Annotated in this window: 15 protein-coding genes and 6 tRNA genes; 8 read left to right on the top strand and 13 right to left on the bottom strand. The window is 71.1% G+C overall.

Annotated elements, in window-relative coordinates:
• Positions 1-220 precede the first annotated feature (220 nt).
• The 6 genes from ABS735_RS10525 to ABS735_RS10500 all read right to left on the bottom strand — a co-directional run bounded on the left by ABS735_RS10525 (position 221) and on the right by ABS735_RS10500 (position 5,078).
• Positions 221-820, bottom strand: coding sequence for a hypothetical protein (locus ABS735_RS10525; RefSeq protein ID WP_373906361.1), 600 nt, complete (start codon positions 818-820; stop codon positions 221-223).
• Between the two features lie 81 nt (positions 821-901).
• Positions 902-1,828 (bottom strand): carbohydrate ABC transporter permease, encoded by a 927-nt coding sequence (locus ABS735_RS10520; protein WP_373906362.1) that lies wholly within the window; start codon positions 1,826-1,828, stop codon positions 902-904.
• Entirely contained in the window at positions 1,825-2,823 is a 999-nt protein-coding gene (locus ABS735_RS10515; RefSeq protein WP_373906363.1) for a carbohydrate ABC transporter permease, read from the bottom strand. Before ABS735_RS10515 ends, ABS735_RS10520 begins: the two co-directional genes overlap by 4 nt.
• Positions 2,823-4,124 carry an ABC transporter substrate-binding protein gene (locus tag ABS735_RS10510; RefSeq protein WP_373906364.1) on the bottom strand — a complete coding sequence of 434 codons (1,302 nt, stop codon included), beginning with the start codon at positions 4,122-4,124 and terminating at the stop codon, positions 2,823-2,825. The genes ABS735_RS10515 and ABS735_RS10510 overlap by 1 nt, the downstream gene beginning before the upstream one ends.
• 351 nt (positions 4,125-4,475) lie before the next feature.
• A tRNA-Val gene (locus ABS735_RS10505) sits at positions 4,476-4,547 on the bottom strand.
• A gap of 78 nt (positions 4,548-4,625) precedes the next feature.
• Positions 4,626-5,078, bottom strand: a complete 453-nt coding sequence (locus ABS735_RS10500) for a TIGR02611 family protein (RefSeq protein WP_373906365.1) — start codon at positions 5,076-5,078, stop codon at positions 4,626-4,628.
• Between the two features lie 191 nt (positions 5,079-5,269).
• Here ABS735_RS10500 and ABS735_RS10495 point away from each other — a divergent pair, with 191 nt between their 5' ends.
• Positions 5,270-5,683, top strand: a complete 414-nt coding sequence (locus ABS735_RS10495; RefSeq protein ID WP_004002642.1) for an SsgA family sporulation/cell division regulator — start codon at positions 5,270-5,272, stop codon at positions 5,681-5,683.
• Between the two features lie 278 nt (positions 5,684-5,961).
• On the top strand, positions 5,962-6,522 hold the full coding sequence (locus ABS735_RS10490) for a CGNR zinc finger domain-containing protein (protein ID WP_153180712.1): 561 nt from the start codon (positions 5,962-5,964) through the stop codon (positions 6,520-6,522).
• An 86-nt stretch (positions 6,523-6,608) separates the two neighbouring features.
• On the opposite strand, the gene ABS735_RS10485 is transcribed toward ABS735_RS10490, so the two are convergent.
• Together ABS735_RS10485 and ABS735_RS10480 are read right to left on the bottom strand one after the other, a co-directional pair.
• A complete protein-coding gene (locus ABS735_RS10485) occupies positions 6,609-6,788 on the bottom strand; it encodes a hypothetical protein (protein WP_373906366.1) in 180 nt (59 codons plus the stop codon).
• A gap of 184 nt (positions 6,789-6,972) precedes the next feature.
• Positions 6,973-7,425, bottom strand: coding sequence for a hypothetical protein (locus ABS735_RS10480; protein WP_373906367.1), 453 nt, complete (start codon positions 7,423-7,425; stop codon positions 6,973-6,975).
• A 191-nt stretch (positions 7,426-7,616) separates the two neighbouring features.
• Here ABS735_RS10480 and ABS735_RS10475 point away from each other — a divergent pair, with 191 nt between their 5' ends.
• Positions 7,617-8,141, top strand: coding sequence for a DsbA family protein (locus tag ABS735_RS10475; protein ID WP_373906368.1), 525 nt, complete (start codon positions 7,617-7,619; stop codon positions 8,139-8,141).
• A 34-nt stretch (positions 8,142-8,175) separates the two neighbouring features.
• Here ABS735_RS10475 and ABS735_RS10470 read toward each other — a convergent pair whose 3' ends face one another.
• Genes ABS735_RS10470 through ABS735_RS10460 form a run of 3 tightly spaced genes read right to left on the bottom strand, consistent with a single transcriptional unit; the run spans position 8,176 to position 10,934 of the window.
• On the bottom strand, positions 8,176-9,000 hold the full coding sequence (locus ABS735_RS10470; protein ID WP_373906369.1) for a GNAT family N-acetyltransferase: 825 nt from the start codon (positions 8,998-9,000) through the stop codon (positions 8,176-8,178).
• 51 nt (positions 9,001-9,051) lie between these two features.
• Entirely contained in the window at positions 9,052-9,873 is an 822-nt protein-coding gene (locus ABS735_RS10465; RefSeq protein ID WP_373906370.1) for an aminotransferase class IV, read from the bottom strand.
• Positions 9,870-10,934: a chorismate-binding protein gene (locus tag ABS735_RS10460; RefSeq protein ID WP_373906371.1), complete on the bottom strand. Its 1,065-nt coding sequence runs from the start codon at positions 10,932-10,934 to the stop codon at positions 9,870-9,872. The genes ABS735_RS10465 and ABS735_RS10460 overlap by 4 nt, the downstream gene beginning before the upstream one ends.
• A 177-nt stretch (positions 10,935-11,111) precedes the next feature.
• On the opposite strand from ABS735_RS10460, the gene ABS735_RS10455 reads away from it, so the two are divergent.
• The 5 genes from ABS735_RS10455 to ABS735_RS10435 all read left to right on the top strand — a co-directional run bounded on the left by ABS735_RS10455 (position 11,112) and on the right by ABS735_RS10435 (position 11,580).
• A tRNA-Gly gene (locus ABS735_RS10455) sits at positions 11,112-11,184 on the top strand.
• 38 nt (positions 11,185-11,222) lie between these two features.
• Positions 11,223-11,296: transfer RNA gene (locus ABS735_RS10450), tRNA-Cys, on the top strand.
• 1 nt (position 11,297) lies between these two features.
• Positions 11,298-11,369 (top strand) — tRNA-Val (locus ABS735_RS10445).
• 36 nt (positions 11,370-11,405) lie between these two features.
• Positions 11,406-11,477: transfer RNA gene (locus ABS735_RS10440), tRNA-Val, on the top strand.
• Positions 11,478-11,508: 31 nt separating this feature from the next.
• Positions 11,509-11,580: transfer RNA gene (locus ABS735_RS10435), tRNA-Val, on the top strand.
• A 116-nt stretch (positions 11,581-11,696) separates the two neighbouring features.
• Here ABS735_RS10435 and ABS735_RS10430 read toward each other — a convergent pair.
• Both ABS735_RS10430 and ABS735_RS10425 read right to left on the bottom strand, forming a co-directional pair.
• Positions 11,697-11,981, bottom strand: a complete 285-nt coding sequence (locus tag ABS735_RS10430) for a TFIIB-type zinc ribbon-containing protein (protein ID WP_373906372.1) — start codon at positions 11,979-11,981, stop codon at positions 11,697-11,699.
• Positions 11,982-12,082: 101 nt separating this feature from the next.
• Complete coding sequence (locus tag ABS735_RS10425; protein WP_373906373.1) at positions 12,083-13,018, bottom strand: phosphotransferase family protein; 936 nt, start codon at positions 13,016-13,018, stop codon at positions 12,083-12,085.
• Positions 13,019-13,049 lie beyond the last annotated feature (31 nt).

Genomic DNA, 13,049 nt, shown 5'->3' with positions numbered 1-13,049 from the left:
GCCTTTCCTTTCCGAGCGGGGTGCGGGACGTGTCAAGGGCATGGCGGTGTGCGAGGTGCCGGCGCCCGTGTCAGCGATGTCAAGGGCATGACAGAGAGAGGTGCGGTGCCGGGCACCGACCTCGGTGCGGAGGGGCGGCCGTCCTGGCAGGGGGCCGTCCCCGGGGCAAAGGCGCCGAGTCGAGGCGCCCTGTCAACGGCGCCCGGTCAACGGCGCCCGGTCAGCGACGCCGGTGGCGCTCCTCCACCGCCACGGCCGCCGCGGCTACGGCGCCCAGGACCGCGACGGCCAGCGGAGCGCTGAACCAGGCGGAGCAGACCACGACGGCCAGCCCGCCGACGAGGAGGAAGGAACCGGCGGGGTCGAGCACGGTGCGACGGCCCGCCCGCGCGAGCAGCGACCGCCAGGAGGCGCCGGGGTGCCACTCCGCCGCCGCGCGCAGTCCCGCGACGGCCGCGCCGATCAGGGCGAGGACGCCGACGGCGCCGACCAGCGGGCCGCCCGGCAGACCGTCCCGTACGGCCCGCACGTCGACCCACACCACCGCCAGGGCGGCCCATCCGGCGACCCCGACGAGCCAGCCGCGCCGCACCGCCGCCCGGAAGTCGGCGACGAACTCCCGCCAGCCGCCGCGCTCGTGGGCGATCCGGCGCCCGAGGTGCCGCGCGCCGGCCGCGAACGCGGCGGGGTAGGTGACCAGCGGCAGCGCCGCCACCGCGATCCACACGCCGGTGAGCAGGCACTCGGCGAACAGGGCGAAGCCCTGGGCGAACCGGGACTCCCCCGGCTCCGGACGGGCCTCGGCACGCGCTTCGGTCATGAGAGATTCACCCCAGTCACCCAAGTCACATCAGTCACTCCAGTCCCGGTAACCCCAGCCACCTCGGTCACCCCAGTCACCTCAGCCCTTCAAGCCGGACGTCGCCATGCCGTCGATGAGATAGCGCTGGAAGGCCAGGAAGAAGGCGAGGACCGGCAGCAGGGCGACGAGCGACATGGCGATCATGCCGCCGTAGTTCGCCAGACCCTCCTGATCCACGAACATCTTCAGACCGAGGGAGATCGTGTACTTGCCGGGCTCGTTGAGGTAGATCAGCGGCCCCATGAAGTCGTTCCAGGAGTTGATGAAGGTGAAGATCGCGCTGGTGATCAGCGCCGGCCGGCACAGCGGCAGCACGATCGACCAGTAGATCCGCAGGTGCCCGCAGCCGTCGAGGCGGGCCGCCTCGTCCAGTTCCCTGGGCAGGTTGCGCATGAACTGCACCATCAGGAAGACGAAGAACGCCTCGGTGGCCAGGTACTTCCCCAGCAGGAGCGGGGTGTACGTGTTGATCATGTCCAGGTTGCGGAAGAGCACGTACTGCGGGATCAGCAGCACGTGGTACGGCAGCAGCAGGGTGCCGATCATCAGGGTGAACAGCACGTTGCGGCCGGCGAACCTGATCTTCGCGAAGGCGTACGCGGTCAGCGAGCAGGACACCACGATCCCGACCACGGAACCGACAGCGAGGAAGAGCGAGTTGACGAAGAAGGTCGAGATCGGGATGTCCGCGATGCCGTCGGCGAGACTCGTGTAGTTGGACGTGATCGGGTCGCCCGGGAAGAGGTCCAGGCTGCCGACGATGTCGCCGCTCTCCTTGAAGGAGCCGCCGATCACCCAGAGCACCGGGTAGAGGATCACGGCGAGGATCGCCAGCGATCCGAGGTGCCAGGCGAGCGACCCGGGCAGCCTGCGCCGGAGCACGGCCGCCCGGGCGGACCGGGGCGGCGTGGACCGGGGCGGCGGGACATCCGTGGCCGGTGTGACGTCGGTGGCCTGCGCGCTCATCGGCCGCCCTCCTCGTAGTGCACCCAGCGCTTCTGGGACCAGAACAGCACCGCGGTGACCAGGGCGACCGCGACCAGCAGCATCCACGCCATGGCGGAGGCCAGGCCCATGCGGCTGTTCTCGAAGCCCTGGACGTACAGGTAGCAGGTGTAGACCATCGTGCCGTCGGCCGGGCCGCAGGCGTTGCCTCCGGCGCCCCCGCCGACGATGTAGGCCGAGCTGAAGATCTGGAAGGAGTGGATCGTCTCCAGCAGGACGTTGAAGAAGAGGACCGGGGAGATCATCGGCAGGGTGATGTTCCAGAACTGCCGCAGCTTCCCCGCGCCGTCCACGTCGGCCGCCTCGTACAGCTCGCGCGGCACCTGCTTCAGACCGGCCAGGAAGATGACCATCGGGGCGCCGAACTGCCAGACGGTGAGCGCCACCAGGCTGTAGATGATCAGCTCCGGGTCGCCGGTCCAGCCGCCGGCGTCGATCCCGAGGAGCCGCTGGGTACGGTCGACGACCGCGTCGTCCGAGAAGATCGCCTTCCAGACGATGGCTACGGACACGCTCGCGCCGATCAGCGACGGCGCGTAGAACGCGGCCCGGTAGAAGGCCTGGCCGCGCCGCTTCTGGGCCAGCAGCAGCGCGACGCCGAGTGCCGCGATCAGCTTGATCGGCGTGCCGACCACGACGTACCACAGGGTGATGCGGACCGAGTGGCGCCAGCGCGGGTCGCCGAACATCTCGGAGAAGTTGTCCAGGCCGATCCACCGGGGCGCGTCGAACAGGTTGTAGTCGGTGAACGCGAAGTAGAGCGAGGCGGCCATCGGGCCCGCCGTCAGCAGCAGGAACCCGGCGATCCAGGGGGACATGAAGAGGTATCCGGCCAGGTTCTCCCGGCGGCCCCGCCGCTTCTGCCCGGAAGGGCGCGGGGACTTCACCGGACCGTGCCGCGGCTCGGAGTCCGTCGGACCCTCCATCGCGGGGGCGTGTGTCACGGCGCTTCCCATCAGCCGGCGAGAGCCGTCTTCGACTCGGTGAAGAACTGCTTGACGGCCTCCTCGACGGACCGCGAGCCGAGCGCCATCTCCTCGGCGATGCGCAGGAACGCGGCCTCGCAGATGTCGGCGCCGTTGGGGTGCGGGGTGATCCGCTCCAGGACACCGGCCTCGACGAGCGACTCCTCGTAGGCGGCGATGGCCTTGTTGACCGGGTCGGTCGGCCGGTACGCGTCGTACTGGGTCTGCGTGGTGGGGACACCGCGGTCGTAACCCATGATCTTGGCGACCTCGGGGTCGTGGACCATGAAGTCGATGAACTGGGCGACTTCCTTGGGGTGCTCGGTGCGCTTGTAGGCGCTGAGCATCAGCGAGCCGAGGTACTGGCCGGTCTTCTTGCCGTCCGTGGTGGGGATCGGTGCGAGCCCGTACTCGCTCTTGCCCTCGGAGGTGTAGCGGACGGTGAAGTTGTCCCAGGTGAACTCGCTGCCGGCGAGTTCCGCGGAGAGCGCCGACTTGGGCTTGATCTGGGCGACCTTCTTGGGATCGGCGAACAGTCCGGACTTCACGCCCTTCTCCGCTTTGGTCCACCAGGTGGTCAGGTCCGCCTCGGTGAAGCCGAGTCCGTCCTCGGTGAAGAAGGCCTTGCCGTTCTGACGCAGGTACAGGTCGTAGAGGTACATGACGCCGTACATGCCGCTGTCGCCGGCCCGGCCGGTCTTGTCGCGGACCTTCGTCATCGCCTCGTCGAAGTCGTCCCACGTCCAGCCCTGTTCGGGCTTGATGCCGGCCCGGGTGTAGACGGGCTTGTCGATGACCAGGGCCATCGAGTTGGAACCGACGGGCACACCGAGGAGTTTGCCGTCGATCTCGCCGAACTTCTCCAGGCCCGCGCGGAATCCGTCCATGGAGAGGTTTCCCGCCTCGACCTGCCCGCTCAGATCGAGCAGGACATTCTTGGCGTCGTATTTGCGGAGAAATCCGATGGCATTCTGGAAGACGTCCGGTGGATTCCCTCCGGAGGCCTGGGTGTTGAACTTCTTCCAGAAGTCGGTGTACGGCTGGAAGTCGGTCTTGACCTTGATCTTCGGATACTTCTTCTCGAAGAGCGCGATGGTCTTGTTGATGCGTTCCGCCCGGTCCTCGGCACCCCACCAGGAGTAACGGATCGTCACCGTTCCGTCCCCCGAACCGCTGCCGCCGCCGCACGCGGTGGCCGTGGCCCCCAGCCCCGCGACGGCCAGCGTAGCCCCCGCCGCCTTGAGGACCGTCCGCCTCCCGGCCTGCCGTTCCGCATTCCCGCCCTGCTGCATACGAGCCTCCCCACGACGACGCTTTCGTCCATGAATCGTTTCAAGTAAGCGCTTGCTGGCACAAGGTACGGAGGGGCCGGGGGCGCGTCAATGACTCGGACAGGAATTCACGGACGCCGCCGCGTGGCGGCGACGGCACCCGCCCACCGCCCCCGGCCGACAGCCGGAAGAACATACAGGTCGGCGCCGTGTGACCGACGGGCCGAACGCGTGAGGGACCGCCGGGGCGGATGGCGCGGAAGGTCACGGTTGGATGAAGGCGGGCGGAGGCGGAACGCCCGGGAGCCCGGACGCACCGCACACGAAGGCGGCCCCGCTCACGATCGTGAACGGGGCCGCCTGATGATCCGGTGGGCGATACTGGGTTCGAACCAGTGACCTCTTCGGTGTGAACGAAGCGCTCTCCCACTGAGCTAATCGCCCGGACGCAGGAAGAACATTACCCCATGTCAGGGGCGCCCGTGACCAGCGGGGGCCGCGACGGCGCACCCCCGCGGGCGATCACTGGTCCTTGATCTTCCAGGGCATCTCGAGGCCGAACTTCCACAGGTAGATCCCGGCCAGCACGGCGATGATCACCACGCCGATCGAGGTCAGGATGATGTTCCGGCGCCGCACCTTCGGATCGAGGGCACGCTGCGCCGCCTCGGTGACCTTGCGCTTGGTCCAGCGCAGCACCAGCTGGGCCCAGACGAACTCGGTCGCCCAGATCGCCATGCCGCCGAAGATCACGACCCAGCCCGGTCCGGGCAGCGGCAGCATGATGATGCCGGCCACCACGACCGCCAGGCCGACGATGAAGACGCCGACCTGCCAGCTCACGTGCAGGGCCCGGCGCGCCTTGATGAATTCCGGTGCCCGCGAACCGAGTGCCCGCTCGGCCGTGGCCTCGTCCGTCCCCGTACGGTCTGCCGCCACGGCCGCCTCGCCCGGCTTGTTACTCCCCGTGTTCATACGGCCAAACACTACCGGAGCGAAACCTGTCACCGGAATGGGCGTACGACCCGAACGATCTCTCGGCCGGAAGAGTTACGTAAAGGCACGCAAAACACTCAGAGGGGTTTACAACGGCACCGTAGGTGGCATGTCGATTTCGCCGACGTGCGAATCCCCGAGCGCACACTGAGCGAAAGGCCCTGGCGCTTATGAACACCACGGTCAGCTGCGAGCTGCACCTGCGCCTCGTTGTGTCGAGCGAGTCCTCCCTGCCTGTCCCCGCAGGCCTGCGGTACGACACGGCCGACCCCTACGCCGTGCACGCCACCTTCCACACCGGAGCCGAGGAGACCGTCGAGTGGGTGTTCGCCCGCGACCTCCTCGCCGAAGGTCTCCACCGTCCCACCGGGACCGGCGACGTCCGTGTCTGGCCGTCGCGCAGTCACGGCCAGGGCGTCGTGTGCATCGCTCTCAGCTCCCCGGAGGGCGAGGCACTGCTCGAGGCCCCGGCGCGGGCCCTGGAGTCCTTCCTGAAGCGCACAGACGCCGCCGTGCCCCCCGGCACGGAACACCGGCACTTCGATCTCGATCAGGAGCTCTCGCACATCCTGGCGGAAAGCTAGGGCGGGGCCCCGCGTGAAGCCGCCCGTCGCCGTCGACTCGGGGTGACGGCACGGGCCCGGACAACCGCATACGGCACACACCGGCGTCGTCGCCGCGGACCTCCGCGGGGGCGGCGCCGCTGCGTGCGCGGCGGCGGGAACGAAGGCGGACCGGACTCCGTTGAAGGGGCGGGGCGACGACCGGGACCGGATCGCGGCCGCTTCGCCCGCCGCGCGAGCCACTACCATCGGCCAGCATCGGCGGGCGCCCGCCCGACCCCCAGGCCAGGGAGCGAAACGTGCTGATCACCCACGACACCCGGTGCGCGCTCGACACCGTGGTGGATCTGGTGAACACCGTGCCGGAGGACGAATCGGCTCCGGACGGGCTGCCGGACGTCGCGGCCCTCCAGGAATTCGTGGGAACGCACGAAATCAGCGACGTCGGTGTGCTCTCGGAACTCGACCTCTCGGCGGTACGCAGGATCCGCGGGCGGTTCGCGGCGGTCTTCGCCGCCCCCGACGCGCGCACAGCGGCGGGGCTGATCAACGACCTGGTCGCGGCCGCCGGCACCACGCCCCGGCTCACCGACCACGACGGCTACGACTGGCACATCCACTACTTCGCGCCCGGCGCCTCCGTCGCGGACCATCTGACCGCGGACTGCGGGATGGCGCTGGCGTTCTTCGTGGTCGCCGGGGAGCAGGAGCGGCTGCGGCGCTGCGAGGCCCCCGACTGCCGGCGCGCCTTCGTCGACCTGTCCCGCAACCGCTCACGGCGGTACTGCGACAGTCGCACCTGCGGAAACCGCTTGCACGTGGCCGCCTACCGGGCCCGGCGCAAAGAGGCGGCGGGCTGACGCGCCTGTTCAGGACCTGGGTGGCCGCGGATGCGCGGAGGGCGACGCGGCCCCCGGCGGGTGGCGCCGGGGAGCGCGGGTACGGCTCACAGCAACAGCAGATCGTGCAACGCAGCCATGAGCAGCAGACACCCGATCACCGCAAGGAAGATCATGAGCGGTGGCTGGGAAAGGGCGAAGAGGCAGCCGCGTGGTTCGTCCTGCGTCCGCGCGGTTTCGCTCTGTCTCGTGTCCAGCTGGGAGTCCAGCTGAGTGGTGTCCGGCATCTCGCCGCGATGATGACGCAGCGGGCGATGTCCACGCGATCAACACGCCCGTGAAGACCGGGAGTTCGTTGAATGTCGCGATGTCCGGGCGGATCGTGATCATTTAGGAGCGCACGGTGTCGGCCTCGGACCGCTGTGTCGTTTCAGCCCTGGGCGCCGGTCCTCGTGTCCCGGGCGCCGGGCGTCATATCCCGTGCTTCTTGAGGATGGCCTCGATGTCGCTGAAGTCGTCGTCACCGCCCCGGGACGCCTTCGCCGACCGGGACGCGGGCTCGGCGGCCGGCCGGGCACCCGATCCGAGGGACGGCGCGGAGGCTCCCGGAGCCACCGCGTCGCGCCGTGCGGCGGCCCGGGCCTCCTTGCGCTCCTTGCGGGTGCCGCCGCGGCGGCGCTCCACGGCGCGTGTGGTCATGAAGAGCACCCAGGCCACGCCCAGCACTCCGAAGCCGGCCCAGGCCACCGGGCTGAAGGCCGTGTCGGCCAGCCACTCCACGACTCCGGTCATCACCAGGCCGATCGGGACCAGCGAGTAGGCGGCGATACGGGCGGCGGTGAGGAAACGCCTGCGGTACGCGGTGACCGCCGCGATGCCCAGGCCCGCCGCGGACACCGCGGAGCAGACGGTCTCGGCAATCATCCGGTCCTCCAGGCTGGGCTCGGTCGGGCATGAGTACTTCGTCCCTTCCATCCTGCACCGTCCGCCCCCCGTGAGGCCATGCCGGAGTCCCGAGATCAGGGAGATCTCGGGGTCGGCTCCTCCGCAGGTGCCGGTGGGCGGCGTACGACGCCGGTTGGGGCGGCGCGCCGCGGACTGGGAGGATGGGGGGCATGAGCGACTCCTCCCCCGCCCGTCCCGCCGCGCCCGTCCTCGATGTCTGGTGCGAGCTCCAGTGCCCGGACTGCCACAGCGCCCTGGACGACCTCCGTGCCCTGCGCGCCCGCTACGGCGACCGCCTGGAGGTGCGGCTGCGGCACTTCCCGCTGGAGAAGCACAAGCACGCCTTCGCCGCCGCGCAGGCCGCCGAGGAGGCCGTCGCCCAGGGCATGGGCTGGCCGTACGCCGAAGCCGTCCTGGGCCGCGTCGCGGAGCTGGACCGCAAGGGAGAACCCCTCCTGGTCGAGGTGGCCCGGGAACTGGGACTGGACGCGGAGGAGTTCGACACGGCGCTCATCGACGGCCGGCACATTCTGATCGTCGACGCCGACCAGGCCGAGGGCAAGGCGATCGGCGTGACCGGCACCCCCACGTACGTGATCGGCGGCGAGCGCCTCGACGGCGGCAAGAGCCAGGAAGGCCTGCGCGAACGCGTCGAGGAGATCGCCGACCGGCTGCTCGCCGAGCAGCGGGGCTGAGGCGGAAGCGGCGGCCGGACCCGGCCGCCCGCCGTCACAGCAGCTGCTTGCAGTAGCTGTACCGCGTGGTCTGGTAGCCGAGCGACTCGTAGAGCCGCTCGGCCGCGGTGTTCCCCGCGAAGACGTTGAGGCCGATCAGCGGGCGGCCGGCGGCGATCGCCTGGGCCTCGGCCAGCAGCATCAGGGTGCGGCCGTGTCCCCGGCCCCGGTGGGCCGTTTCGGCCTCGACGTCGAAGACGAAGGCCCGGTCCTCCCGCAGCGCCAGCCACAGGATCCCGACCCGCTCGCCCTCGTGCTCCAACACGCTGAACAGCATGTTCTCGGTGGCCGGCCCTTGGGGCAGCAGCACTTCGTGATCGCGGCGGGCCTTCGCGCGCGCGTCGGCCTCGGGCACGCCCCGCTCCATCCAGGTCCGGGCGTACTGCTCCGCTTCGTACGCCTGCCAGGCGGTGAAGTCCTGCGGTGTCATGGGCCGGACCCGGCTGCCCTCGGGCAGGGCGGGCGGTGTGTCGCCGAGCGGCTTGGTCATGGTGCGGTTCCGCAGGACGTAGCCGAGCGCCTCCGCGAGCCGCGTGCCCGCCTCGGCGTCGCCGGCGACGTCCGCCTCCATCAGCCGGCAGCCCCAGCCGCGTGCCACCTCCTCCGCGGCGAGCGCGGCCACGGTGCCGCGGCCGCGCCGGCGGTCGGGCCCGTCGACGCGCAGCTTGTGTATCACGGCCACCGAGTCGCCGAGTTCGCGTGAGGTGCCGAGGTGCAGCACACCGACGGGGCGGCTGTTCACGCACACCTGGTACTGGCGCGAACGGGTCCCGTCGGCGGCGCGCTGGAGCGGCTCGGTCGGCCGCAGGGTCGTCGTCATCACGGCAGTTCTACCCACCGGGGGCGGAAAGGGCAGCCGAATTCCGGCGCTCTACGGGTCCAGGTCGTCCCCGGACCGCTCCTCGAAGACGCGCATGGCCTTGGCGGTCACCGGCCCCGGAGCGCCCGGCAGTTCGCGGTCGTCGATGCGGTGCACGGCCTGTACGTCCCGCAGTGTCGAGGTCAGGAACACCTCGTCGGCGCGGTCCAGGACGTCCAGCGGGAGGTCGGTCTCGCGGGCCCCGGTCCACTCGACCGCCAGGGCGCGGGTGATCCCGGCGAGGCAGCCGGAGGCGAGGGGCGGGGTGTGGATCTCGCCGTCGAGGACGACGAAGACGTTCGACCCGGTGCCCTCGCACAGCTGTCCCACCGTGTTGCCGAACAGCGCCTCGGTGGCGCCCCGTTCGCGGGCGCGGGCGAGGGCGACGACGTTCTCCGCGTACGAGGTGGTCTTCAGGCCGGTGAGCGCGCCGCGTTCGTTGCGGGTCCAGGGCACGGTGATCACGGCGGTGGAGTCGGGGCGGCGGCCGGTCTCACCGAGGGCGACGACGAGGGTCGTGCCCTGCTCGCCGCGGTCCGAGCCGAGGGGGCCGTGGCCGCCGGTGAAGGTGATGCGGAGCCGGCCGAGCGGCATCGGGTTGGCCTCGATGACGGCGGCGCAGGCGCGGCGCACCTCGTCGAGGTCGGGGTCGGGCAGGCCGAGGCCCCGGGCCGAGCGGGTCAGCCGGTCCAGGTGCCGGGTCAGCGCGAACGGCCTGCCGTCCACCGCCTTCACCGTCTCGAAGATGCCGTCGCCCACGGTCAGTCCGTGGTCGAACACGGAGACGCGGGCAGCCTCGATGTCCTGCAACCCGCCGTCCAGCCAGATCTTCACGTCGCCAGTGCCTCTCCACTCACGTTCGCCTCGTACGCCCCCGACGCTACCGCGAGCAGCCGGGATGCCTTCAGTTCGGTCTCCCGCCACTCGCCCTCCGGGTCGGATCCCCAGGTGATGCCGGCGCCGGTGCCGAAGCGCAGCCGCCCCGCGGCCGGGTCGCCGGCCCGGTCGATCCAGAAGGTGCGGATGCCGACGGCCAGCTCGCCGGTGCCCCGGTCGGCGTCGACCCAGCCGACGCCCCCGCAGTACGGGCCCCGGGGCGCGGTCTCCAGCGCGTCGATGATCCGCAGCGCGCTCGACTTGGGCGCGCCGGTGACGGAACCGGGCGGGAAGGCGGCGTCGAGGAGCTCCGGCCAGCCGGTACCCGCGCCCAGCTCGCCGCGCACCGTGGACACCAGGTGGACGAGGCCGGGGTGCTTCTCCACGACGCACAGGTCGGGCACCGAGACCGTGCCCGTGGCGCAGACCTGCCCCAGGTCGTTGCGGACCAGGTCCACGATCATGACGTTCTCGGCGTAGTCCTTCTCCAGCAGGTCGGCCTCGGTCCGCCCGGTCCCCTTGATCGGCCCGGACTCGACCGTCCGGCCCTCCCGGCGCAGGAACAGCTCGGGCGACGCGGTGGCGATCTCGACGCCGTGCTCCGGCAGCCGGATCGTTCCTGCGTACGGCGCCGGGTTGCCGCGGGCGAGCAGGGCGGTGAGCGCGTCCACGTCGGCGTCCGGGCCGATCGGCGCCGTCAGCACCCGGCAGAGGTTGGCCTGGTAGACCTCACCGGCGGCTATGTGCTCGCGGATGCGCCGTACGGCCGTCGTGTACGCGGCGCGGTCGAGGGAGGACGTCCAGTCGCCGACGGCGGGGCCCCGCCATGCTCCCGGGGTGGGCGCGGGCACCGGCTCGGTCCGTACCTCCGCGAAGCGTGCGCAGGTCAGACGGCCTTCGAAGTCCGCGCAGACGGCCCAGAACCCCTCGGAGTCGAGGGCGGCGGGATCGCTCGTGACGTCGAGGAGACCGGTGGCCAGACGGTCGCCGAAGCGGGCGAGGGGAGGGAGGTCGAGCACGCTCTCGAGTCTAGGCCGGTGGCCCCCAGGTGACCCGAACGTGTCCTTCCGGGTGCCCTGACCAGGTCCGCGAGCGGACGCACCGCAGCACGCTGCACAAACGCGTTTTTGTACTGGCTCCGGAATCCGCTAGAGTTCATCACGTCGCCGGGCCGCGCAAGCGGACCGAACCGACAGGCGGACGTAGCTCAGTTGGTAGAGCGCAACCTTGCCAAGGTTGAGGTCGCGAGTTCGAGCCTCGTCGTCCGCTCGCAGGAACAGGGGGCCTCCCGGGCCTCCTACACTCCTGGTGGAGTGGCCGAGAGGCGAGGCAACGGCCTGCAAAGCCGTCTACACGGGTTCAAATCCCGTCTCCACCTCCAAGGACGATTAGCTCAGCGGGAGAGCGCTTCCCTGACACGGAAGAGGTCACTGGTTCAATCCCAGTATCGTCCACTGATCCGCTAGGATCACCGATCCGTACGGATCCCCGCGCGATTAGCTCAGCGGGAGAGCGCTTCCCTGACACGGAAGAGGTCACTGGTTCAATCCCAGTATCGCGCACGCAGTACTCTGCTCCATCGCAGCACTCCCAGGACGATTAGCTCAGCGGGAGAGCGCTTCCCTGACACGGAAGAGGTCACTGGTTCAATCCCAGTATCGTCCACACGGAACAAAGCCCCCGGCCGTCTCGAACGGCCGGGGGCTTCGTCGTGCGCGGGCTCACCCGGGCGGGCCCGTCCGCACGGGCCCGCACTCGGCGGATCAGCCGGCCCGGCTGGATCAGCTGGAGAAGAGCATGCGTCCGAAGCTCTTCTGGCGGTGGTGGCCGTAGTGACCGTGGCCGCCGTGCGGGGCGCCCCACGCCGGAGGCTGGGCCGCCGGGTACGCCTGCGGAGCGGCGGGCGGGGCCGGCGGAGCGGGCTGGGACCACTGGGCCTCAAGGCGGGTCAGCGACTCCAGCTCGCCGTAGTCGAGGAAGATGCCGCGGCAGCCGCTGCACTGCTCGATCTGAACGCCGTTGCGGTTGTAGGTGTGCATCGGTGCGTGGCACTTGGGGCACTGCATGCTCGGCTCAACTCCTCGCCGGTCGGTCCTGCTTCGCGTATCGCCAGGACAGACTCTGTCCCGCCGCGGGTCGGTTGCACCCTACTGGGCGGAACTTCGGCTCAACCCCGTGGGGCTTCGGGCCGGACGGACGCCATGCGCGCGCAGGCGTCGACGAGGGAGCACTCCACCTCGTCCAGCGGCCGGTCCGCCAGGACCGCCTTGGTGACGGCCCGGGCCGCGGTCTGCGCGGTGAGGGCGCGGGCCGGGACGTCCAGGGCGGGCCAGGGGTCGCCGTCGGCGGGCACGGCGGGGCCGCCGGAGGCGCGATAGGCGGTCAGGAAGCGGTGCCACTCCTCGGGCGGGAGCAGCCCGCAGGCGTACCAGGCCGCCGGACGGGCCAGGTCCCAGGCCGGGACGCCGGTGCCGAGGTCGTCGACGTCGATCAGCAGCCAGGGGCCGTCGGGGGCGGGATGGCGTATGAGCTGGCCGAGGTGGAGGTCGCCGTGGCAGAGGGTGACGGTGTCCGGCATGGCGGCCGCGCCGCGCGCCCAGGCGGGGAGCGCGGCCCAGGCCGACAGTACGGGCGCGGTGGCGGGGTGGCGGGGGGCGGTGTCCCGGAGCCGGGCCACGGCCTGGGCCGCCTTCACGGGGCCGCGCATGGGCGGTACGGCGGAGGGGGCGGCGGTGCGGTGGAGGCGGGCGAGGAGGGTGGCCGCGGCCTCCCACGGTGCCGCGTCCGGATCCTCCGGGTCCACGGGCATGCCATAGGGCCAGTACGTGACGAGCCGCCCGTGCAGGACGACGGGGGCCGGGGCGAGCGGGGGCAGGAGTACGCCGGGGAGGCGGGCCGCGGCGGTGACACGGAGGGAGAGCCCGTCGGGGTCGGCGTCCGCGGCGTGGGCCTTGGCGACGGTGCCGGCGTGCCGGACGACGGTGGCGTCGGCTCGGTCGGCGAGGGTGGCCGCGCAGCAGGGACAGGCCGGGGTGCGGGCGTGAGCCGTTTCCCTGACGCGGGCCTCGAGGGCGGGGAGGAGTGCGGGGGCGTCCGTGGTCACGTGGGTGAGGGTACGCAGGGCGTGGCGCGCC

Origin of the sequence: Streptomyces sp. MMCC 100, assembly GCF_041538145.2 — a bacterium.
Lineage (GTDB): Bacteria > Actinomycetota > Actinomycetes > Streptomycetales > Streptomycetaceae > Streptomyces.
The sequence above is the reverse complement of the archived record's forward strand: the minus strand, read 5'-3'. Positions and strand labels throughout refer to the sequence as shown.